Genomic DNA, 22,438 nt, shown 5'->3' on the forward strand with positions numbered 1-22,438 from the left:
GCGCCTCAAATTTTTCAACAGTCAGCAAACTGTCACAAACCGAACATATTGGCGTCAGGGAAGTTTCACAGAATTGTAAAGGTAGCAGCAATGAACACTCATAACCGCGCATTGGGATCCGCGCTGGCAATGGCCCTTGCCTGCGGATGGGCCACGCCCGCCATGGCGCAAACGGCAGATGGTGCCTCTGTCGCGGAAGAGCTCGCCGCAATGCGCGCCCAGATGGAAGCAATGGCCCAGCGTATCGCAGAGCTCGAAGGTGAATTGGCGGAAACCGATACGGCGGTTGATGCTGTGACCAGGCAAGTCGCAGCGACACCCGTTCCGGTTGCTTCGGAAAAACCGCCAGTTGATGTCAGCTGGAAGGGTGCTCCGGAGTTTAAGGGCGAAGGCGGCTGGACCTTCAAGCCGCGTGGCCGGATAAATTTGGATGCTGGTTTCGTCAACGCGCCTGATTCGACCAGTGCAAATGATGGTTTCGGCAGCGAAGCGCGCCGCATCCGTCTAGGCGTTCAAGGCAGTATGCCCGGCGGTTTCGGTTATAAGGTTGAAGCCGATTTGGCCGGAGACGAAGTGGCGCTGACCGATGCAATTCTGACTTATAAAGACGGCGATTTGAAGCTGACAGCGGGTCAGCACAATAACTTCCAGTCGCTTGAAGAATTATCGAGCAGCCTCAACACGTCCTTTATCGAGCGCGCCGCATTCACTGATGCATTCGGATTTCAACGCCGTGTCGGTGTGTCGGCAGAATTTTCTCCGAATGATGTTCTAATTCAAGCAGGTCTGTTCACCGGCAACAGTGCCGATCTGCCTGCGAAGGATTGGAGCGCGGATGGTCGCTTTGTTTATATGCCCAAGCTTGGTTCGACCCAATTGCATCTGGGTGCATCGGCGCATTTGCGCTCGCTGGAAAGCGGATCGACGGTTCGATACCGCCAGCGTCCTCTGGTTCATTTCACCAGCGATCGTTTTATAAACACAGGGAACCTATCGGCTGACAGTGAATTCGGCTTGGGTCTCGAGGCAGCGGCTATTTCGGGACCGTTCCATGTGTCTGCCGAAACATATTGGCAAAAAGTTGATCGTGGACCCGCTCTAGCGAACCCGACCTTTTTCGGCGGTTCGATAGAGGCTGGCTATTTCCTGACTAAGGGCGACAGCCGCGGATATAAGGGCGGAACATTTGACCGCGTGAAGCCGGCCAATCCGGTCGGTGAGGGCGGTATTGGCGCGGTCCAGATCAACGCGCGCTATGATCATCTCGATTTGAACGATGCCGGCATTATCGGCGGAACCCAAAACAGCTATCAAGCCTCGTTGATCTGGACAATGACCGATTACACGCGTTTGCTGATCAATTATGCGCGGCTTAATTATGATGATGCGGCGTTGCCTGCCGCTGGTGGGAACAGGTCATACAGCGTCGATGCTGTTGGTATCCGGGCCCAGATCGACTTTTAAGTTCGGGCGGCTCTAAATTCTCTTACAGACTTTGTCATAAACGCGTCACACAACAGGAATAGTCGCGCGGTTAGACTTAAACAGGAATATCAAACTATGCGTATCACGACCAAATTTGCTGTCCTCGCTGCGTCCGCGCTTTCGCTCGCCAGCTGCGGTGGGACACCTACTGAAACAGTGCATGTTGTCGGTTCTTCGACCGTGTTTCCGTTCGCCAAAATGATTGCCGAAAACACCAGCCGCTCAAACCCAACTCTTGGTTCGCCGCTGATTGAATCGACCGGTAGCGGCGGCGGTATCAAGCTGTTCTGCGCCGGTGTCGGGTCAGAGCACCCCGACGTTGTCAATGCATCACGCCGGATGAAGGCGTCGGAGTTCGCGACGTGTAATGCCAATGGCGTTACCGAAGTTGTTGAAATTCAGGTCGGCCTTGACGGCATCGCTTTTGCTTCGGCCAAAGATGGCATCATGATGAATCTGACGCCTGACATCGTCTATCGTGCAATCGCGGCAAAGCCTTACGGCAAGGAACAGACTAACGAGACCTGGGCAGACGTTGATCCCTCGCTGCCTGCTGAGCCGATCCTTGTCTATGGTCCGCCATCGGGTTCGGGCACACGCGATGCGCTGCAGGAGCTGATCCTCGAAGCTGCATGTAAAGCCAATCCGGAAATGGAAGCGCTCAAGGAGAAAGACGAAGATCTCTACGACCAGACTTGCACCGAAGTGCGCGATGACCAAAAATATGTCGCGCAAGGGGAGCAGGATAATCTGATCGTCCAAAAGATCAGCGGCAACCCAAAGGCGGTTGGCGTGTTCGGATATTCCTATCTTGAAGAAAATTTGAACAAGATTCAGGGCCTGCCGATGAACGGTTCGGACCCTACCTATGAAAACATTTCCAGCTTTGCCTATCCCGGCGCGCGCCCTCTCTACATGTATGTGAAGAAGCAGCACCTCGATAATATCCAGGGACTGCGCGAATATATCGCCGAATGGGCCAAGAGCTGGGACAAAGATGGTCCGCTCGCCAAAATCGGTCTTGTCGCTTCGCCTGATGATGTTCGCGCTGCGAACACCAAGAAGTCGACCGAGTTTTCGGTGATGACTGCTGACGATTTGAAGTAGACTCCAATTTGGCTAAAAGCGGAGGGCCGCCCTTGCAAAAATGCGGGGGCGGCTTTTTTGCGCGCCTGATGGGCGCTGTTCGAGATCAGAAGCTCCGAGCATTCTGGAAAAGCCTCCCCTTTTTAACAGGCTGCTGCAACGGCTCGCCGTATGGCCTGTGATCCTGATGCAGCCAGCATCCGGGCGTGTGGAATAATGTTGCTCTAACAACAAAAATTCGTAATTAAATGACCTACCAGTCAAAGATTATTGCAAATATTCTGAGCCGGGCGCAGTCTTCGCCAGTTTTGCAATCAGCCAACTGGCGGTGCGAACATGGGCAAGAGGGGCAAAGCCGCTCTTGATAGGGAGAAGAATGCATGAATTTACGACTTAAAAAGGTTTCTTCGCGTGCAATGTTTGCGGCAGCGACCGCGTTGATAGCGATAGCGAGTTCCGACGTAGCGTTGGCTCAGTCTGCGGATACTGCTGCTGAGAGCGACGAGGCTGCCGAGGAAACTGGTGCCGCCCCATCAATTGTGGTTATCGGAACGCGCCGCACTGATCGCAGCGCCACCGATTCAGCCTCACCGGTTGACGTTATCAGTTCAGCTGAATTGCAGCAGCAGCCAGCCATCAACATGCTGGATGTTATCAAAAACGTTGTTCCATCCTTCTTCGTGCCGCAAAATACAATCTCCGATGCGTCCACTTTCGTGCGCGCACCATCTTTGCGGGGTCTACCCGCAGATAACATTCTGGTCATGCTCAACGGGAAGCGCTTTAACCGCTCGGCGTTGGTCCAAGTCTATACTGGCGGCGATACAGCGCTCTCTTTTGGTTCCCAGGGGGCTGACATCTCGTCGATTCCATCGATTGCTGTTTCGAATTTGCAGGTCCTGCGTGATGGCGCGACCGCGCAATATGGCTCAGACGCAATCGGCGGCGTTTTGAACTATGGTTTGCGCGACGACATCGGGCTGGAATTGCAAGGACTATACGGCCAGAACTACGACAATGGCGGCGATGGCGAAACCTATCAGATATCGGGCTATGGCGGCGTCAAGCTGGGCGACAGGGGCTTCATCAGCCTAGCCGCTGAGTATAGTGATACCAACGGAACAAGCCGCGGCGTCCAGCGGCCATCGGCGGTCAATTTTGCTACCCAATTCCCCAACTTGGCCGACCAGCTTCCCAATGCGCCGGGTCCGGTACAGATCTGGGGCACATCGCCTTCACACGGCTGGAAAGCTGTGCTGAACAGCGAATATGAATTTTCGCCGCAGGCAACAATGTATCTGTTTGGCAATTTTGCCGGTTCGAAAGCGGATCAAAGTTTCAATTACCGAGAGGCGGTTGCAACCACGGCAACGCGGTTTGACGGGACGAACACCACAACCGGCACATTATCGGCAAACTCTGCCTTCCGTCACCCAATCTATCTCACAAGCTGCCCAACTGGTAACGCGACTTGCCCCAATGGCGCGTTTGTCAAAGATACCAATGTCTTCAACTTCACCACACTCTATCCCGCCGGGTTCACTCCTCGCTTTCTTGGCGAGACCAAGCAAGCGATCGGTGTGGTAGGAATCAAAGGTGAAATGGATTCAGGCTTCACCTACGATCTTTCGGGATCGCTAGCGCGCCAATCGCTAGAACTCTCCATGAACAATTCGCTGGCACCTTCTTACGGACCGAACACGCAAACCAGCTTCAATTTCGGTACGCTTATCCAGCGCGAAATGAACCTTAATCTTGACCTGACCTACCCGCTCGAAGTCGGTCTTGCGAGCCCGCTGACACTGTCGGCTGGTGCGGAATTCCGCCGCGAGGAGTATGAAGCAACTGAGGGTGATCCGCAGTCTTATGGTGCCGGACCATTTGCGGTGCAAAACCTCTATGTTCAGACAGCGCCGGGCGTATTTGCATTCGATTCAACCGTGACAATGCCACCCGCTGCCAGCGGTTATGGCGGCACCAGCCCGACTTTTGCAGGAAAGAGCAACGAAAAGAGCAAGGGTGTTTATATCGGGCTGGAGGGCGATTTGACCGACAGCTTCTCGATGGGTCTCGCAGGCCGCTACGAAAACTACGACAATTTTGGGAGCACAACGGTTGGTAAAATCAACGCTCGTTACGAGCTGACAGATTCACTCGCGATACGCGCAACTGCGGGTACTGGTTTTCATGCCCCTTCTCCGGGTCAAAACAACGTCCAGGTTCTGACCACGACTTTTATTCAAGGTAACCAGGTTCAAGTTGGGACCTATCCGGTGACCAGCGACATCGCCCAATTCTATGGGGCGACAACCTTGGGGCCGGAAGAATCAACCAACTTCGGAGCGGGCTTCGTGTTCGATCCGGGTAACGGCCTCACCCTCACCGTTGACGGGTATTCTATCAAAGTCCGTGACCGGATCGGTATTTCGCAAACATTCAACGTAAGTGCGCAAGATTTGATCGATTTGCCATCGCTTGCAGGCGTCGGCGTTGGTGGATCGGTGCAATATTTCACCAATGGATTTGATACGCTCACCCGGGGCGTTGACGTTGTCAGCACTTACCGGACAGACTTGGCTGGTGGCAGGCTAAACCTGACGCTCGCTTACAACTACAACCAGAGCAAGGTCACCGATTTCGATCCCGGCGTGATTGGTGCGACGCAGCTGATCGATATCAAATATCTCGCACCAAATCATCGGGCGACTTTTGCCGCGAACTGGTCATTGGGCGATTTCGCAGTCAATTTGCGGGAGAGCTATTACGGATCATGGCGTGATGCGAACGACTATCCGATCCGGCAGGGCAATGTTTCCACCGGCGCGATCATAGATGGTCAGGAGTTCGGTGCGAAATTCGTAACGGATCTTGATGTCAGCTATACTTTCATGGACAATTATACGCTGACGGTTGGCGCGAACAACCTGTTCAACACCTATCCGGACAAAATAGCGCCGACCATCAACAATCCGATCTATGATCTGACCGGCAGCATTTCGAATGGCTCGGTTTATCCGCGCCCCGGTGGACCGTTCGGAATCAACGGTGGTTTCTGGTATGGACGCCTGCGGATCAAATACTAAAAACCGCTATTAAACTTAATGATAAGGCGGGGGGCGAAAGCTCCCCGTTTTTTTGCAGGGTCCAAGCAACGCCCGCAATTGTAAGGCGGGGATTTCTTATGTCAGCTTCGCACCAGAATGAAATTGCTTTGCAGAAAATGAAGGGGAACATATATAGAACGAATGGATAGACTCACCACAATCGACAAACTCGGTATTTTGGCTGATGCTGCAAAATATGATGCGTCTTGTGCATCGTCCGGAACGGCGAAAAAGAATTCGCTGGGTGGGCCGAAGGGGCGGGGCGGTATCGGCTCGACTGAGGGGATGGGCATTTGTCATGCTTACGCGCCCGACGGACGGTGCATTTCGTTACTCAAGATATTGCTGACCAATCACTGCATCTTCGATTGCCATTATTGCATCAACCGCAAAAGCAGCAATGTCCGACGTGCGCGCTTCACCCCGCAAGAAGTCGCTGACCTAACGCTGAGCTTTTATCGCCGTAACTATATTGAGGGTCTGTTTCTCTCTTCCGGCATTATCAAGAGTTCAAATTTCACCATGGAACAGATGGTGGAATGCGCCCGCATTTTGCGCGAGGAGCATGATTTTCGCGGCTATATCCACCTTAAGACCATTCCCGAAGCCGATCCCGAACTGGTTTATCAGGCAGGCCTTCTTGCGGACCGGATTTCGATCAATGTCGAACTGCCCACCGATGCTGGTTTGACACGGCTGGCCCCTGACAAAAACGCGCGCCAGATCGAAGGGGCAATGCGCAACGTGAATTCTGACATCACAGAGACGAAAGACGCCAGGAAACGCTTCAAACACGCGCCGCGATTTGCGCCCGCAGGTCAATCGACGCAGATGATCGTCGGTGCGGATCAGGCGACTGATTCCGACATTGTTAGCAAGGCCAGCCGCCTTTACGACGGGTTCAAATTGCGGCGTGTCTATTATTCGGCGTTCAGCCCGATCCCTGATGCGAGCGCGGTTTTGCCATTGAAACGGCCGCCGCTGATCCGAGAGCACCGGCTGTATCAATCAGACTGGTTGATGCGGTTCTACGGCTATCAGGCCCGCGAGGTGATGGACGCCGCGGACAAGGACGGTAATTTGCCCCTCGATATCGATCCTAAACTTGCGTGGGCCCTTAAGTTTAGGGAGACTTTTCCGCTCGACGTTAATCGCGCACCGAGGGATCGACTGCTCCGCGTACCGGGCCTTGGGGTAACAGCGGTAAACCGGATTATCGCGGCGCGGCGGCACAAATCTTTGAGGCTTGAGGATGTTGGCAAGCTCACCGTATCAATTGCCAAGGTTCGGCCGTTTATTTGCGCGATCGATTGGAGCCCGACGGCGCTAACAGACCGTGCTGATTTGCGAAATTTGCTCGCTCCCAAGCAGGAGCAGCTGGAACTGTTCGCGGCATGAGTGCTCACCGTCAAACCGAGGATAATCTGCATTATTCGGTGTCGATGCTGGAGCCCGATGATTTTGCGTTCTGGCGGCATAAGGCCCGCCAATTGGTCCAATCCAATATTCCTCCAGAGAGAGTCAGCTGGAGCGAAGCTGGGGGCTGCGGCGATTTGTTTTCTGGTGGCGACACACAATTGCCCCCGGTTCCCAATGACGCAGCGACAGTCCGGGCGAGCAAGCGCTTTCTCAGCTTGGCGAAAAATGTCGTGCTGCATACGGATTTGGAGAGGTTCGCCCTCTTGTATGGTCTATTGTGGCGGCAACAAAGTAATCCGCGCATCATGGAGGACAAGACCGACAATGATGTCCGCCGGGCCGAAGAATTAGACAAGGCAGTAAGGCGGGACAGCCATAAGATGCACGCTTTTGTCCGGTTCCGCATGGTCGAACTGGAGAACGGCGAAGAGCATTACATCGCTTGGTTCGAGCCAGACCATCATATTGTTCGGGCCAATGCTGGCTTTTTTAAGCGCCGGTTCGCCAATATGCATTGGTCCATCCTGACGCCTCGCGGGTGCATCCACTGGGACGGTGATAGCATGCGGGAAAGCCCACCTGCCCGGCGGGGCGATGCACCCTGCGATGATCCGACCGAAGATCTATGGCGCAAATACTATGCCTCCATTTTCAACCCGGCGCGATTGAAAGTTAGCGCGATGATGAGCGAAATGCCGAAGAAATACTGGAAGAACTTACCCGAGGCGTCGTTGATTCCAGAGCTTATTGCCAATGCGCAAAAACGGGAATCGCAAATGGTTGCAGCCGGCGAACAGGATTTTCAAGCCAAGCCCGAAACTCTTGAAGAAGTGGGCACTGCGATTAATCGGTGCCGCAATTGCCCGATCGGCGACTGCGCTACACAGGCAGTGATGGGTGAGGGACCAAAGAATGCGCGCCTGATGATTATAGGCGAGCAGCCCGGCGATGATGAGGATAAGGCAGGCAAACCCTTTGTCGGCCCGGCTGGCCAGCTGCTCGATGTGCATCTGGAAAAATCCGGTATTGATCGCAAGGATGCGTACGTCACCAATGCGGTGAAGCACTTCAAGTTTGTCTTGAAACAGACCGCGCGCGGGAAAATCCGGCTGCACCAATCACCGGCAGCAAAGGAGATCGACACCTGCCGCTGGTGGGTCGAGGCCGAGCGCGATATTGTGAAGCCAAAGCTTGTACTAGCGCTGGGTGCCAGCGCAGCCCGCGTTGTTTTTGGTAAGACAGTCAGTATTTCTCAGGCACGGGGCAAGCCGATACCGCTTGAGGACGGCAGCGAGCTGTGGATTACGGCGCATCCGTCATACTTACTGAGGCTAGAGGGAGAAGCGCGGGCAACGCAGACACAGCTATTCGATGCCGATTTGGCCGCAGTGCAGCAAAGGTTGGTCCAACTCTAATTGCCGGGTCGCCGCAGGTTTAAAGCGGATTGCCGTCCTGATCGCGAAAAATCTCGCGCCGTCCGACATGATTGGCCGGCCCCACCAGGCCTTCGCCTTCCATCCGTTCGATCCATTTAGCGGCGGTGTTGTAGCCAACGCCCATTTGTCGCTGGAGCCATGAGCCGCTGGCTTTCTGGTTTTCGATTACGATCTGGCATGCCTGACGGTATTTGCGTTCGTCGGGATTATCGCTCGCGGTCATTTCGTCTTCGTAATTGAAGCCGCCGCCATCTTCTGGCTCTTCAGTGACCGCGTCGACGTAATCTGGCTTGCCTTGGCTGCGCCAATGGTTGGCGACCGCCTCGACCTCTTCATCCGAAACGAACGGACAATGCACGCGGACCATCGCGCCGGTGTTCGGCTTATACAGCATGTCGCCCTTGCCCAGCAACTGCTCGGAGCCTTGCTCCCCCAAAATGGTCCGGCTGTCGATCCGGCTGGTTACTTTGAAGCTGATCCGTGTTGGAAGGTTAGCCTTGATCACGCCAGTGATGACATCGACCGATGGCCGCTGCGTCGCCATAATCAAATGGATGCCTGCGGCGCGTGATTTCTGGCTGAGACGCTGGATGAGGACTTCGATTTCCTTGCCAACGGTAACCATCAAATCGGCCAGCTCATCCACGATCAGAACGATCTGCGGCAAGGGCTGGTAATCAAGCTGCTCTTCTTCGTAAATTTCTTCGCCGGTTTCGGGGTCAAAGCCGGTCTGTACGCGGCGCCCTAGCGGCTTGCCCTTGGTAATCGCGGCGCTGACCTTCTCGTTAAAACCGGCGATATTGCGGCTGCTTATGCTGCTCATCATGCGGTACCTGCGCTCCATTTCCTCAACCGCCCATTTCAGCGCGCGAACCGATTTATGCGGCTCCGTCACAACCGGGGAGAGGAGATGCGGAATATCGTCATAGGTCTTGAGTTCGAGGACCTTGGGGTCAATTAGAATCAGACGGCACTCGTCGGGTGTAAATCGGTATAGCAGCGAAAGCAGAATACAGTTCAGGCCGACCGATTTACCAGAACCGGTGGTGCCAGCGACCAGCAAATGCGGCATTGCGGCGAGGTCCGCGACGATCGGCTCACCGGCGATATCCTTACCCAGAATGATCGGCAACGAGCCTTTCGCATCTGCAAATGCCTCGCACGCGGCGAGCTCTTTGAGAACAACCATTTGCCGGTCAGCATTGGGCAATTCGATGCCCATCACGGTTTTTCCCGGAATCGGTGATACGCGAGCCGAGATTGCGCTCATATTGCGCGCTATATCTTCAGCTAGGCCAATCACCCGCGCCGCTTTGATGCCTGGTGCAGGCTCTAGCTCATACATGGTCACCACAGGCCCGGTGCGAACCGCCGTGATCTCGCCCTTCACATTGAAATCATCGAGTACGGTTTCAAGCAGGCGGGCGTTACGCTCCAGCGCTAATTTGTCGAGTTTTGGCGCATTATGCTCTGGTGGCTCTTCGAGCAGGTCGAGGCTGGGTAGCTCGTAATTGGCGAACATATCACGCTGTTTGGCCCTGGCCATGGGCGCTTTCTTTGGCGCAGCCGTTGGGTCCGAAATCATTGGGGAACGGCGGGGCGATTCGGTTATCACCGGCTCAGCCTCGGCTGCAGCGCCAATATTCTTGGACTTTTCCTTGCGTGCCGGAATCAACGGGATGCCGACTTCGCGCAGCGAGGGCCGGCGCTTGAGGAAATTGGGTAATGTCAGCAATTGCGACCAATCTATCGCGAACACGCGGGTGACCAGGACAGATCCGCCGACCACCGCTACCAAAGCCAGCATGAGCGTAATCCAGCCATGCGCTGCATCCGGGAAACGTGCGTCGATTGCTTCAATAGCCCCGACACCAAGCAACCCTGTAATGCCGCCCGGTGATGCTGGGTAAATCCATCCTTCCCCATCAAACACGAGCGAGAACAAGGTTGAAAACAGGGCAATTGCGAGCAGCAACATCCCCACCGGACGCCACCAACGAGTTGCCTCGTCGACATTCTCCTGTTCGACATCGCGCCATAATTTGCGCGAGAAAACATAAAGCAGGGGGAGCAGCAGGATGCTTGGCCAGCCGAACAGGAACAGCACCCTCTCCGATGCCCAGGCACCTGCTCCCCCCATCCAATTGGCAATTGCATCGGGTGCAGCGGCGGTTGATGGGCTCGGGTCGGTTTGCGTATAGCTGGCGAGCGAAAGGCCAAGGAAGATCATCGTGCCAAACAGCACGGCTGCGCCGGTCATCTGCGCCGCACGCCGGAACGAGCGCCGGAACGCCGCACGCCAATCCGCATTTTTTGATTTTCCGACCGCGCGCGTGGCCATGTGGTACCCCTTTGAACTCAAGATTAGGCACCATGGCCTGTGCAGGACTCGCCCGTCAAGAATCCTTCGGTGAACTGGGATATTTAGCTAAGGCCATCGATCGCGGCCCAGCGCGGCCAGTTCATCCTTTGTGCCTTTGCCGCAGTCATGCCGCCGAGTGCGATAATTGGCGCTTTAGCCTTCTGCGCGAGCATCCTGAAGCGGACCCGGCCAAGCGGTTTTGCTTCGGGATGTGACCGGGTTGCGAAGACTGGTGAGAGCAAGATAGCGTCCGCGCCAGCACGATCCGCCGCGACGATTTCCGTCCAATCATGTGCGGTCACCAGTTTTAGCAAGCCGCCTGCCGCCGGTATTCTTTCAGCAGCGCCATACACACCGTCCGCTTGCCATTTTCGCGCCAAGACGGGGCTGCCCGAGACGACTACCAAATGCCCGTGTTTCTGCGCAATGCGTTGTAATATCTGAAAGCGGGCATAGCGCGCTGCCGGTTCGAGGTGATAATGGCGATAGATAAAGCCTGAGCCTTTCGGCAAAGCGGTCAAGGCTTGTTCCAGTCCGGGGTCGTTGCGCGCATCACTCAGCAGCCACAAATCGGGCAAGCCGCTCTCGTCGGATTTAAGTCGGGGCTGGTTTTGCGCCATGCTGGCTTTATAGCTGCACTCCATGGATATTGCATCAACTCCGCTAGAATTGGTTCGCCAGAAAATCGCCAGAGCTGCGAAGATCGCGCGGAGAGAGGCGCAGGATGTCACGCTCATTGCAGTCAGCAAGACCCATCCGGCACATCAAATTACGCCGCTATTGGATCAAGGCCAGCGGGTATTCGGCGAAAACCGCGTTCAAGAAGCACAGGAGAAATGGCCCGAACTGCGCGAGAAATACGCCGGAGTGGAACTGCATCTAATCGGCCAGCTTCAATCGAACAAAGCAGAAGACGCAGTGCAAACGTTTGACGTAATCCACTCTCTTGACCGGCCAAGCCTGCTAAAAGCGCTGGCCAAAGCAATGGATGCTGCTGGCCGCCGTGTACCTTGCTTTGTCCAGGTGAATATCGGTGATGAGGAGCAAAAGGGCGGCTGTGCCATTGCGGAATTGCCCGAATTTCTGGAGCAAGCCCGCGCTGCAAACATCCCGATTGCCGGGCTGATGTGCATTCCGCCTGCCGAAATCGAACCCGCCCCGTTCTTCGCGTTTCTTGCAAAACTGGCCGAGGATAACGGGCTTGAGGGCCTGAGCATGGGCATGAGTAGCGATTTTGAAACCGCGATCATGCAAGGTGCAACGCATGTCCGCGTCGGGACCGCTTTGTTTGGCGAACGCGGCTAACCCTCGCCTTTGGCAACGACCACTTAGGCGCTTTCCAATTCCGCCTGACGTTTATCGCTTGCGGCTTCGAGCAGCGATTCTTCGATTGTCTTCAACCGGTCTGCTGAGGTTATTTTGGTACCCAGCAGATCGGTGACATAGAATACGTCGGCTGCGCGCTCGCCATAGGCGGTGATATGCGCCGAATGGACGACAAGCTGGTTTTCAAACAGCGTCCGGGCCAAACGGTTGAGCAATGCTGGCCTGTCTCGTGCACTGACTTCGATGACGGTGAAGCGGTTGGACGCCTTGTTGTCGAAAATCACCCGCTGGCGGATTTTGAATGCCTTCGAACGGCTAATTGGCAGCGGACGCTTCGCCAATTGCGGGGCAAGCTCAATCCGGTTGGCTAGGGCATCGCCGATAGCTTTCTTGATCCGCTCTAGCTGAGATTGCTCTTGGAAAGGATTGCCGTGCGGGTCCTGTACGAGAAAATTATCAACCGCCCATCCGTTACGCGTGGTGTGAATACGGGCATCGATGATGTTCGCACCTGCCAAATGGATGCCGCCAGCGATGCGGTAAAACAGACCGGGATGGTCGGCGGCGATAACGCTGACTAAGGTTGCCCCCCTGACACTGTCATACTCGCAGTGCAACGACAGCTGTTCTTCTAAACCGCGCGCCACCGAATATTGGATTAGATTGCGCGCAATGACGTCTTCCGGCTCGGCTATCCAATAGGAATCGGTGAAGATCCGGTCGTATTCCTTAATCAGGCCGCTTTGTTTGCCCAAATTGGCGGCAACGATTTCCTTCTTGGCCGCGACCCGTTCAGCCCTTCCGTGACGAACATGACCCAGCCTCAAATGTTCTTGCGCATTATCATACAACTCGCCCAGCAATTGCCCCTTCCAGCTGTTCCAAGTGCCCGGACCGACCGCCCTGATGTCGACTGCGGTCAGAATCATCAGGTGCCGAAGCCGCTCAAGACTTTGGACCTGAACGACAAAGTCGGCGATCGTCTTGGGGTCAGAAAGGTCGCGTTTGAAAGCGGTTGCGCTCATCAGCAAATGCTGGCGCACCAGCCACGAAACCAGCGCAGTCTCCTGCTCATCCAAACCGAATCGCGGGCACAGCTTCTTGGCGACTTCTGCGCCCAATTGCGAATGGTCGCCGCCGCGTCCCTTGGCAATGTCGTGCAGAAGTACCGCGACATAGGCGGCGCGGCGCGAGTTGACCCGGTGGATCAGCCGCGCCGAACGCGGGTGGTCGTCGCTCAATTCTCCGCGTTCGATCCGGCTGAGTAATCCGATTGCGCGGATGGTATGCTCATCGACCGTATAATGATGATACATATCAAATTGCATCTGCGAATTGACCCGCCCGAAATCGGGCACAAACTTTCCGAAAACACCTGCATCGTTCATCCAGCGTAGCGCAGTTTCGGGGTCGTTTTTGCCAGATAGCAAATCCAGGAAAAGCGCGTTGGCGCGAGGGTCCTTTTGAACGGACCCTTTGATCAGGCCTGAATCGCGGTCCGCCTGCCGCATGGTATCAGGATGGATTTCCAGCCCTTCGGATTCGGCGATCTGGAATATCTCGATCAGCCGAACCGGATCTTTTTGAAACCAATCATCCCCGGGAGCAGCAATTTTTCCGCCCGAGATCTTATAACCCTTATGCATCCGCGAGCGGCTGGTGAAACCCGCAAAGAAGCCTTTGCGGGCGCGCTTTTCGGCAAACTCCTGATCAATATGAGCAAGGAATACTCCGGTCAGGCTGCCAACGCGCCGCGCCTGAATAAAGTAGAATTGCATGAAGCGTTCGACCGAGCTTTTGCCGGGGCGATCGGCAAAATTCATCCGCGTTGCCACTTCGCGCTGAAGATCGAATGTTAACCGGTCTTCGGCGCGGCCGGTCATAATGTGGAGGTGGCAGCGCACTGCCAGCATGAAGCTTTCCGCGCGGCGGAACGATCGGTATTCCTGCTTGGTGAGCAGGCCGACCTCAATCAGGTCGGCGGCGCTGCGCACTTTGTGGATATATTTGCCAATCCAATACAGCGTGTGCAGATCGCGCAAGCCGCCTTTGCCGTCTTTGACATTGGGTTCGACGACATATCGGCTGTCACCCATGCGCTTGTGGCGGGCGTTGCGCTCTTCCAACTTCTCGCTGACATATTGCCGTTCGGTCCCATGGACGACTTCATTGAAGAACCGGCGGCTCGCCTCGTCATACAAATCGCGGTCGCCCCAGACATAGCGTCCTTCGAGCAACGCGGTTCGGATGGTCAGATCACTTTTCGCCATCTTGACCATTTCATCGAGCGTGCGGCTCGATTGTCCAACCTTCAGACCAAGGTCCCATAAGAAATAGAGGATTGCCTCGATCACTTGCTCGCACCATGGCGTGCGCCGCGACGGTGTCAGAAAGGCAATATCGACGTCCGATTGCGGGGCCATTTCTGCGCGGCCATATCCGCCAACCGCCATAATGGTCAGCCGCTCGCTCGCAGTACGGTTACCTGGGGGATAGACATTCTCTGTGACATGATCGTGGAGTAGCCGGACGATCTGATCGACCAGAAACGCTTGCCCGCCGCTGCATTCATGCCCTGATGATGGTTTGTCCGCGAGGCGCCTTGCGAGCTCCTCGCGGCCATTGTCGAGCGCAGCGCGAAGCAAGGTAATGATTACTTGACGCAATTCATTACCCCCGCCGGTGCCCCCAGTGGAGCCCTTTTCGGCGACCAGCTTCGCGATTTCCCCGCTAAGCGCCTTACGGTCAATAATTTGGCGTTGTTTGGGGATTTTGGCTTGGTTCAAATGTCAGCTTTCCAATTCAATCGAGCAAATCGGCTGCAAACATCGTGCGAACGGTCCGCTTATCGATTTTCTGAGTGCCAAGACGCGGCAATGCTTTGTCTGACATCCAGATATGTTCGACCATTGGCACTTTGAAGGGGGCGAGCTTCTCGCACATGAATTCGCGCAATTGCTCGGGCGTCAAAGAATGCCCTTCTTTCATATGATAGACGGCGGCGGGAATTTCGCCCATCCGCTCGTCCGGGATCCCGAACACCGAACATTCTGCCACGCCTTCATGCGCATAAATGCCCGCTTCCACTTCGATGCAGGTAATGTTCTCGCCGCCGCGAATGATGATGTCTTTTTTCCGGTCGACGATAAACAGATATTCATCTTCATCGAGATAGCCGAGATCGCCGGTGCGGAAGAAGCCGTCTTCGGTAAAGGCAGCATTGGTGGCGTCGTCATTTTTCCAATAACCACGGAAATTGGCTACTGTGCGAAAGCAGACCTCGCCAATTGAGCCTTGCGCCAAATGGTTGCCGTCATCGTCAAGAATTGCGATTTCGACCAACGGCCGGCTGGCTTTGCCGGTGCTGTTCGGCTTGGCCATGTAATTCTCGTTGAAGTTGCCGCAGCCCACACCGTTGGTTTCGGTCAGGCCGTAGCCGAGTAGCGGGAATCCTTCAGGAAAGGCTGTCTTGATTTTGTTGACGTGGTCGACCGGGCGCGGTGCGCCGCCTGCTGCGAAGCTTTTGCAGGCAGAGAGGTCAAAATTTGCGCGATCAGGGTGCGTCGCGATTTCAAAGCTCATCAGCGGAACGCCGACAAAATAGCTGACCTTTTCCGCTTCCATCAGGCGCAATGCTTCAAGCGCATCCCATTTCGGCATCAGCACCAATTTGCGAGCGATGCCATAACTTTGCAGGAACAAGGGCACTTCGCCGGTGACATGGAACAAAGGCACGGCGATAAGCGCACAGGGTTGATCTTTGGGTTCGGAACCCTGTTGGGTAAGCAGGATCTTGGCCATCGCGCTTTGCGAAACATAGCTGAAAATAGCGTTCACCACGCCGCGGTGATCTGACCATGCGCCCTTTGATTGGCCAGTTGAACCCGACGTATAAAGGATGGTGGCCATGTCATCTGGACCGATTTCGGCGAGCATATCCATCGCGGTGCTGCCATCAGCCCAAATCGGTGCAAGACCGCTTGATGCCGGGCCGTCATGGCCAAATACCACCACCTTTGCAGGATGATCGGTGCCTTCTAGCCGCTTTGCGCGGCCCGAATCGGCCAGAACCAGATCGCATTCGGCCAGGCGAACGCCGTAAGCCAGTTCGTCACCAGTCCAGAAACCGTTGAGCAATGTCGCGCAGCCGCCGGACATGATGATGCCCATATAAGCAATGATCCAATTTGCCGAATTGCGCGCTGCGATACCAACGCGGTCACCTTTTTTCACGCCGTGATTTTGCGCAAGTCCGGCTGCAACATGCGTTGCCGCCTCCCAACATTCGCCGAAGGTCAGGCGGATGTCGCCGTCGACCAGAAATGTCATATCCTTATTTTCTTGGCAGAAATGCGCGAAATAATGCGCCAAGCTGGGGGGTGCATTCTTGAACACAGGCAACTGCTGGCCGAATTGTTCAAAATCCTCTGTTTCAAAGGGTTGGCCAGGTGCGGTCAACGCATCCATGATTGTGTTCAGGCTATTGTCCAGCTCTGTGGGCATCGAGTTGTAACTCCTCTCAAAAAGCATCATTTCGCGCTTTAAACGCGTATCTTATGAAGCGTAGGCTTCCCCCGAAAGGCAGCCTATGCCAAGAAGCCGCGCGAAACATACCGTGCGGAATCAAGTCTTCGTCCGGCTACTTAAGGGGTAAGATACTTGCTGTCACTATTGGCTGCGGCTTCAAATGTTGCTGAACCAGCGATTCAGTGGGCTGATTTGGGTTTGACCGAGGGTATTGACCTCGGCTTTTTCACTTTGCGCTATTACTCGCTGGCCTATCTTGGCGGGATCATTTTTGCTTATTGGCACGTCTCCAAGATGATCAAAGCGCCTGGCGCGCCGATGGCGCAGCGCCATGTTGACGATTTGTTTTTTTATTCGACGCTTGGTGTGATCCTTGGTGGACGGCTGGGTTATGCGTTGTTCTACAAACCTGAATTGTTCACCGGCTTCGGCGGTGACGGCTTTGTCAGCTGGGAATTGCTGCGGCTGTGGGATGGCGGGATGAGCTTTCACGGCGGTTTAATCGGCGTATTGCTGGCGATTGCCTTTGTCAGCCGGCAGGGCGGATTGTCTTTCTTGCGCGTAGCCGATTATGTGTCGGTGGGTGTCCCGATGGGCATGTTGCTTGGCCGTCTAGCCAACTTCGTCAATGGTGAATTGTGGGGCCGGACAACCGATGTGCCTTGGGCAATGAGCTTTCCCGAAGTCATCAATGGCGTGCTGATTTCCGGGCCGCCTCGCCACCCTTCGCAATTGTATGAGGCCGCACTCGAAGGTCTTCTGCTGCTCATCATCATGCTGTTCCTGTTCTGGAAAACCCGCGCTCGTTACCGCCCTGGATTGCTGGTCGGCGTGTTCACTGTGGGAATTGCGGCGGGACGATTCATTGTCGAGTTCTTCCGTGAGCCCGATGCGCACCTGTCCGAATTTGCAGCGAGCAGCGGTCTGTCGATGGGGCAATGGTTGACCATTCCATTGATCCTGATTGGCGTGCTGGTGGCGCTGCGCGCGCTGCGCAGCCCCGAGTTAGCCAGTGGATCATCGTCGCCAGCCGCCTGATGGAACAGCCTGCAATGACTTTGGGGGAAAGTTTCCGCCGATTGATCCGGAACACCGGGCCAATCTCGCTCACCCATTATATGGGCGAAAGCAACGCGCGCTATTATTCGGGCAAAGACCCGATAGGCAATGCCGGCGATTTCATCACCGCGCCCGAAATCAGCCAGATGTTTGGCGAATTAATCGGCCTGTGGCTCGCCGACATGTGGATCCGCGCAGGTAAGGAAGAACCGGTCTACTATGTGGAGCTGGGTCCGGGCCGCGGCACTTTGGCCAAGGATGCATTGCGTGCGGCGCGCAAATACGGGTTGGAGCCGCGCGTCCATCTGGTTGAAAGCTCGCAAGCGCTGAAGGATGTGCAGTTGAAAGCTATCCCCGGCGCGATTTGGCATAATGATTTGTCGACCGTGCCGCAGGACGGTCCGATGCTGCTGATTGCGAACGAGTTTTTCGATGCACTACCGGTGCGCCAATTGGTGCGGGGACCCGACGGGTGGCGAGAGCGGATGGTCGGGCTGGACGGTGACGAATTTGTATTTGTTGCAGGAGGCCAGAATATGGACCCTGCAGTGCCGGTGGAATTTCGGAATGCTCCGGAAGGTGCAGTACTTGAAACATGCCCTGCCGCTGCGGCAATACTTTATGAAATTGCTGGACGGCTGGCGGATCAAGGTGGTGCAGCGCTGCTGATTGATTACGGCAATTCGGAACTGAAAACCGGATCGACATTCCAAGCGGTGCGCGATCATCAAAAGGTTCACCCGTTCGCCGCTCCGGGCGATGCCGACCTAACCGCGCTGGTCGATTTTGCGACTTTGGCGCGGATCGCGCAATCGCGCGATATCCGCCACATCGGCACCGCGACGCAAGGCGATTGGCTGAGGGCTTTGGGGATTGAGACGCGGGCGCAGAACTTGGCGGCGAAGGCCCCGCAATATGCGCAAGATATTGCCGCAGCGAAGGACAGGCTCGTGGCTGACAATCAGATGGGCAAACTGTTCAAAGTGATGGGGTTGGCCGGCCCTACATGGCCCGGCGGTGTGGGCTTCCCCGAGAATTAAAGACCGATATCTTCGGCCAAATCCGTTGCCGCCTCGCGCGGTGATTTTTTATCGTCGAGCCTATCGACAGCGAAATTGGCGGCGCGCATTGCATCAACATCAATCGCGCCGATGAGCGGACGGAGCACTTCCAGCACATCATCGTTTTTCGCCATTTGAGGCGATAGCATCAGCAACGCGTCATAGGATGGAAAGGCACCTTTCGTGTCCGCCAGAATCACCAGCCTGTCCGCCGCGACGCGTCCATCCGAAGTATAGGCGGAAATCACATCCGCCTCTCCGCCGGTTAGTGCGTCATACATGAAGGTGGTGGTGAAATTGCGCTCTCTATTAAACCGCAGTCCATAGGCATCACGCACCGCGATCCATTCGGGTCGCTCAAAGAACTCGACATCGCCGCCGATTGTCAGGCGCGGTGCCATTCGCGCCAGATCCTCGATGGTGGCGATGCCTAGCTTTTGGGCACGGTCCTCGCGCATCGCCAAGGCGTAGGCGTTTTCGAAACCGAGTTTGCCCAGCACCAGCGTACCGGTGGTGTCGGCTTCCCATTCGGCGATTGTTCGATAAATCGCGCCGCGCCCCGGATTGTCGCTACGTTTCAGCTGGTTGGTCCACAGCGTACCCGTGTAATCGAACGCGATATCGATTTCTGAGGTGGTCAGTGCGTTGTGCACCACAGCCGATCCCAAGCCGTCGCGATACTCGACAACAAATCCCGCATCTTCCAACCGCTTTCCGACCAATTGGGCAAGGATATATTGTTCGGAAAAGCTCTTGGCTCCGATCACAATCGCTTCATCATCGGCAGGGCGCAGTGACCATGCGGACGCAGCGATCCCGAGCGCCGCCACCGCCGCCCCGCCCCAAATCAACGAACGTTTGCGTGCCGCGAACCCGCGCTCGACAAAGCCGAGCAATGTGTCGGTCAGCATTGCAAGCCCTGCCGAGGCGATACACCCGGCCAGCACCAGTGCCCAATTCTGCGTTTGCAGGCCGGCAAAAATCGGATCGCCCAAGCTAGGCTGGCCGATTGTGGTTGAAAGCGTGGCCGCGCCGATAGTCCAGACTGCGGCGGTCCTGATACCGGCCATTATATAGGGCGCAGCCAGCGGAGCCTCCACCAGCCTTAATTTCTGCCAACCAGTCATGCCTACGCCATCGGCAGCCTCCAGCACGCCCGCAGCCATATGTTCGCGGGCGGTCACCGCGTTGCGCAGGATCGGCAGCAGCGCATACAGCGCCAGCGCAAGCAAGGCGGGCAGGAAGCCGAGAGTAGGCAGCCCTTCGCCAAACACTGCCCTGAGGCTCAGCAAAATCGGGAAGAACAGCGCGAGTAATGCCAGCGCCGGAATGGTCTGGACCAAGCTGGCAAAGCCGAGCGCAATCCGCGCTACCGTCGGTGAGCGGCTGGCCCACACGGCCAAGGGCAGTGCGACCGAAATGCCGAGTGCCAGAGCCGCAGCGGCTAGCAACACATGCGAAGCAAGCTTATCCCCAAGTCCAAGCAGTGCGATAAGAATATCATTCATGGCGTCAGTCTCGCCAAAGCGAGTGCTTGATCTCGCGGCACTGCCACCAATTCTTGCGCAATATCGCCGCCGCCTCCGGCCAGCAATTGTTTCGGTGTGGAATCGGCCACGATGCTGCCTTGGTCCATTACCAACACGCGGTCCGCGAGCAGCAGCGCCTCGGCCATATCATGCGTGACCATCAGCGTGGTCAGGCCGAGCCGGTCATGCAAGGCCCGCACATGTTTGCCCAGCGCATCACGTGTGATCGGGTCAAGCGCGCCAAACGGCTCGTCCATCAGCAGCACGTGCGGGTTGCTTGCCAAAGCCCGCGCTACGCCTATCCGTTGCCGCTGCCCGCCCGACAATTCATGTGGCATCCGCAAGGCATAGCTGTGATCCAGATCAACCCCGTCGAGCAGCTCTGCAATACGGCTGGCAGATAATCTGATGCCGGCCAATTTCGGACCAATCGCGATATTATCGCGGACATTCATATGCGGGAACAGCCCGATACCCTGAAAGACATAGCCAATCCGCCTGCGCAAATCGGGGGCGTAGGCGGCGCGCACATCCTCGCCTTCCAGCAGCACATGGCCGCTATCGGGTTCGGTCAATCGGTTGATTGTTTTGAGCAGCGTCGATTTGCCAGAGCCTGACGCGCCGACCACTGCCACAAAGCTGCCGCCCGCAATGTCCAGAGAAACGGAATCGATCGCCGCAATATCGCCGAAACGCTTCGCTACTTCGCGGATAAGAATTGCTGGTTGATTGGATGCCACGGCGCAACCCTATGGCGCATGGCGACTGAGGTCAAAGGCGGAGCAAGCCAATCTGCCAATTTCGTCCAATCCGGTTTGCGGCAGTCCACCGGCTCGTCTATGCGCATTGGCAACATTCCCTTTTTAGGTAATTTTCATGCGCGCTACCCCCGATTTCGACTTCCAGCTTGGTGAAACAGCCGAGATGATCCGTGACACGACCGCCCGTTTTGCCGACGAGCAAATCGCACCTTTGGCCGAAAAGGCCGACCGAGAGGACTGGTTCCCGCGCGAATTGTGGACGCAAATGGGCGATCTGGGCTTGCACGGGCTGACTGTAGACGAGGAAGATGGCGGGCTGGGTCTCGGCTATCTCGAACATGTAATCGCGGTGGAGGAAGTAAGCCGGGCAAGCGCCTCGGTAGGGCTGTCCTATGGCGCGCATTCCAATCTGTGCGTCAACCAGATCCGCCGCTGGGGCAATCCCGAACAGAAGGCCAAATATCTACCCAAACTGATTTCGGGTGAACATGTCGGTTCGCTGGCAATGAGCGAAGCGGGCGCCGGTTCGGACGTGGTTTCGATGAAACTGAAAGCGGACGCCGTTCAGGGTGGCTATGTCCTCAACGGCACCAAATTCTGGATCACCAATGCGACCTGCGCCGATACTCTGGTGGTCTATGCCAAGACCGCCCATGAGCAGGGCAGCCGGGGCATTACCGCCTTTCTGATCGAGAAAGACATGCCCGGCTTCAGCATTGGCCAGAAGATCGACAAGATGGGTATGCGTGGCAGCCCTACGGCAGAGCTGGTGTTTGATGATTGCCACGTGCCCGAAGAAAATGTGATGGGCCCGCTGCACGGCGGCGTGGGCGTGTTGATGAGCGGGCTGGATTACGAGCGCGTGGTCCTCGCCGGATTGCAGCTCGGCATTATGCAAGCGTGTCTCGACACGGTCATTCCGTATCTGCGCGAGCGTAAGCAGTTCGGCAAACCGATCGGTTCGTTCCAGCTGATGCAGGCCAAAGTGGCCGATATGTATGTCGCGCTGCAATCGGCGCGGGCGTATACTTATGCGGTGGCGAAAAGCTGCGACAATGAACAGACCACGCGCTTCGATGCTGCGGGCTGCATTTTGCTGGCGTCGGAGAACGCCTTCAAAGTTGCGGGCGAGGCTGTGCAGGCATTGGGCGGTGCGGGCTATACGAAAGATTGGCCGGTCGAGCGGTATCTGCGCGATGCGAAGCTGCTCGATATTGGCGCAGGCACAAACGAAATTCGCCGGATGCTGATCGGGCGCGAGTTGATCGGGGCGGCGGGGTGAC

15 protein-coding genes are annotated in these 22,438 nt (G+C 56.0%); 9 read left to right on the plus strand and 6 right to left on the minus strand.

The genetic code is table 11. From position 1 onward, the window contains the following. Nucleotides 1–90 precede the first annotated feature (90 nt). The 5 genes from GRI36_RS03495 (at nt 91) to GRI36_RS03515 (ending at nt 8,509) form a co-directional block, all read left to right on the plus strand. On the plus strand, nt 91–1,464 hold the full coding sequence (locus GRI36_RS03495; protein ID WP_160597210.1) for a porin: 1,374 nt from the start codon (nt 91–93) through the stop codon (nt 1,462–1,464). Between the two features lie 96 nt (nt 1,465–1,560). Next, nucleotides 1,561–2,592 (plus strand): substrate-binding domain-containing protein, encoded by a 1,032-nt coding sequence (locus GRI36_RS03500; RefSeq protein WP_160597211.1) that lies wholly within the window; start codon nt 1,561–1,563, stop codon nt 2,590–2,592. A gap of 359 nt (nt 2,593–2,951) precedes the next feature. Next, nucleotides 2,952–5,654 carry a TonB-dependent receptor plug domain-containing protein gene (locus GRI36_RS03505; RefSeq protein WP_235902151.1) on the plus strand — a complete coding sequence of 901 codons (2,703 nt, stop codon included), beginning with the start codon at nt 2,952–2,954 and terminating at the stop codon, nt 5,652–5,654. Nucleotides 5,655–5,816: 162 nt separating this feature from the next. After that, a complete protein-coding gene (locus GRI36_RS03510) occupies nt 5,817–7,073 on the plus strand; it encodes a putative DNA modification/repair radical SAM protein (protein ID WP_160597212.1) in 1,257 nt (418 codons plus the stop codon). Beyond that, entirely contained in the window at nt 7,070–8,509 is a 1,440-nt protein-coding gene (locus GRI36_RS03515; RefSeq protein ID WP_160597213.1) for a UdgX family uracil-DNA binding protein, read from the plus strand. The genes GRI36_RS03510 and GRI36_RS03515 overlap by 4 nt, the downstream gene beginning before the upstream one ends. Before the next feature lie 19 nt (nt 8,510–8,528). Here the strand turns inward: GRI36_RS03515 and GRI36_RS03520 are convergent, their stop codons facing one another. Then, nucleotides 8,529–10,871, minus strand: coding sequence for a DNA translocase FtsK (locus GRI36_RS03520; RefSeq protein WP_160597214.1), 2,343 nt, complete (start codon nt 10,869–10,871; stop codon nt 8,529–8,531). A gap of 83 nt (nt 10,872–10,954) precedes the next feature. Beyond that, complete coding sequence (locus GRI36_RS03525; RefSeq protein ID WP_235902152.1) at nt 10,955–11,536, minus strand: thiamine phosphate synthase; 582 nt, start codon at nt 11,534–11,536, stop codon at nt 10,955–10,957. On the opposite strand from GRI36_RS03525, the gene GRI36_RS03530 reads away from it, so the two are divergent. After that, nucleotides 11,535–12,197, plus strand: a complete 663-nt coding sequence (locus GRI36_RS03530) for a YggS family pyridoxal phosphate-dependent enzyme (protein WP_160597215.1) — start codon at nt 11,535–11,537, stop codon at nt 12,195–12,197. The two genes, GRI36_RS03525 and GRI36_RS03530, sit on opposite strands and share 2 nt — an antisense overlap. A 23-nt stretch (nt 12,198–12,220) precedes the next feature. Here the strand turns inward: GRI36_RS03530 and GRI36_RS03535 are convergent, their stop codons facing one another. After that, nucleotides 12,221–15,004, minus strand: a complete 2,784-nt coding sequence (locus GRI36_RS03535; protein WP_160597216.1) for a [protein-PII] uridylyltransferase — start codon at nt 15,002–15,004, stop codon at nt 12,221–12,223. A gap of 16 nt (nt 15,005–15,020) precedes the next feature. Beyond that, a complete protein-coding gene (locus GRI36_RS03540) occupies nt 15,021–16,721 on the minus strand; it encodes a class I adenylate-forming enzyme family protein (RefSeq protein WP_160597217.1) in 1,701 nt (566 codons plus the stop codon). A 156-nt stretch (nt 16,722–16,877) separates the two neighbouring features. Between GRI36_RS03540 and lgt the strand changes: the two genes are divergently transcribed. Then, nucleotides 16,878–17,783 (plus strand): prolipoprotein diacylglyceryl transferase, encoded by a 906-nt coding sequence (gene lgt / locus GRI36_RS03545; protein ID WP_160597218.1) that lies wholly within the window; start codon nt 16,878–16,880, stop codon nt 17,781–17,783. Further along, nucleotides 17,783–18,844, plus strand: a complete 1,062-nt coding sequence (locus tag GRI36_RS03550; protein ID WP_160599026.1) for a class I SAM-dependent methyltransferase — start codon at nt 17,783–17,785, stop codon at nt 18,842–18,844. Before lgt ends, GRI36_RS03550 begins: the two co-directional genes overlap by 1 nt. On the opposite strand, the gene GRI36_RS03555 is transcribed toward GRI36_RS03550, so the two are convergent. Both GRI36_RS03555 and GRI36_RS03560 read right to left on the minus strand, forming a co-directional pair. Then, nucleotides 18,841–20,373, minus strand: coding sequence for an ABC transporter permease/substrate-binding protein (locus tag GRI36_RS03555; RefSeq protein WP_160597219.1), 1,533 nt, complete (start codon nt 20,371–20,373; stop codon nt 18,841–18,843). The two genes, GRI36_RS03550 and GRI36_RS03555, sit on opposite strands and share 4 nt — an antisense overlap. Then, the gene (locus GRI36_RS03560) at nt 20,370–21,134 is read right to left on the minus strand and encodes an ATP-binding cassette domain-containing protein (RefSeq protein WP_160597220.1); all 765 of its coding nucleotides are present in this window, start codon (nt 21,132–21,134) and stop codon (nt 20,370–20,372) included. The genes GRI36_RS03555 and GRI36_RS03560 overlap by 4 nt, the downstream gene beginning before the upstream one ends. Nucleotides 21,135–21,270: 136 nt before the next feature. Here GRI36_RS03560 and GRI36_RS03565 point away from each other — a divergent pair, with 136 nt between their 5' ends. After that, complete coding sequence (locus GRI36_RS03565) at nt 21,271–22,437, plus strand: isovaleryl-CoA dehydrogenase (RefSeq protein WP_160597221.1); 1,167 nt, start codon at nt 21,271–21,273, stop codon at nt 22,435–22,437. Nucleotide 22,438: the final 1 nt, after the last annotated feature.

The organism is Pontixanthobacter gangjinensis (assembly GCF_009827545.1).
GTDB classification, from domain to species: Bacteria; Pseudomonadota; Alphaproteobacteria; order Sphingomonadales; family Sphingomonadaceae; genus Pontixanthobacter; species Pontixanthobacter gangjinensis.

Bases quoted from the DNA above. Each gene is read 5' to 3' on its own strand.
- GRI36_RS03495 (WP_160597210.1), top strand. From the start codon at position 91: ATGAACACTCATAACCGCGCATTGGGATCCGCGCTGGCAATGGCCCTT.
- GRI36_RS03500 (WP_160597211.1), top strand. From the start codon at position 1,561: ATGCGTATCACGACCAAATTTGCTGTCCTCGCTGCGTCCGCGCTTTCG.
- GRI36_RS03505 (WP_235902151.1), top strand. From the start codon at position 2,952: ATGAATTTACGACTTAAAAAGGTTTCTTCGCGTGCAATGTTTGCGGCA.
- GRI36_RS03510 (WP_160597212.1), top strand. From the start codon at position 5,817: ATGGATAGACTCACCACAATCGACAAACTCGGTATTTTGGCTGATGCT.
- GRI36_RS03515 (WP_160597213.1), top strand. From the start codon at position 7,070: ATGAGTGCTCACCGTCAAACCGAGGATAATCTGCATTATTCGGTGTCG.
- GRI36_RS03520 (WP_160597214.1), bottom strand. From the start codon at position 10,871: ATGGCCACGCGCGCGGTCGGAAAATCAAAAAATGCGGATTGGCGTGCG.
- GRI36_RS03530 (WP_160597215.1), top strand. From the start codon at position 11,535: ATGGATATTGCATCAACTCCGCTAGAATTGGTTCGCCAGAAAATCGCC.
- GRI36_RS03525 (WP_235902152.1), bottom strand. From the start codon at position 11,536: ATGGAGTGCAGCTATAAAGCCAGCATGGCGCAAAACCAGCCCCGACTT.
- GRI36_RS03540 (WP_160597217.1), bottom strand. From the start codon at position 16,721: ATGCCCACAGAGCTGGACAATAGCCTGAACACAATCATGGATGCGTTG.
- GRI36_RS03550 (WP_160599026.1), top strand. From the start codon at position 17,783: ATGGAACAGCCTGCAATGACTTTGGGGGAAAGTTTCCGCCGATTGATC.
- GRI36_RS03555 (WP_160597219.1), bottom strand. From the start codon at position 20,373: ATGAATGATATTCTTATCGCACTGCTTGGACTTGGGGATAAGCTTGCT.
- GRI36_RS03565 (WP_160597221.1), top strand. From the start codon at position 21,271: ATGCGCGCTACCCCCGATTTCGACTTCCAGCTTGGTGAAACAGCCGAG.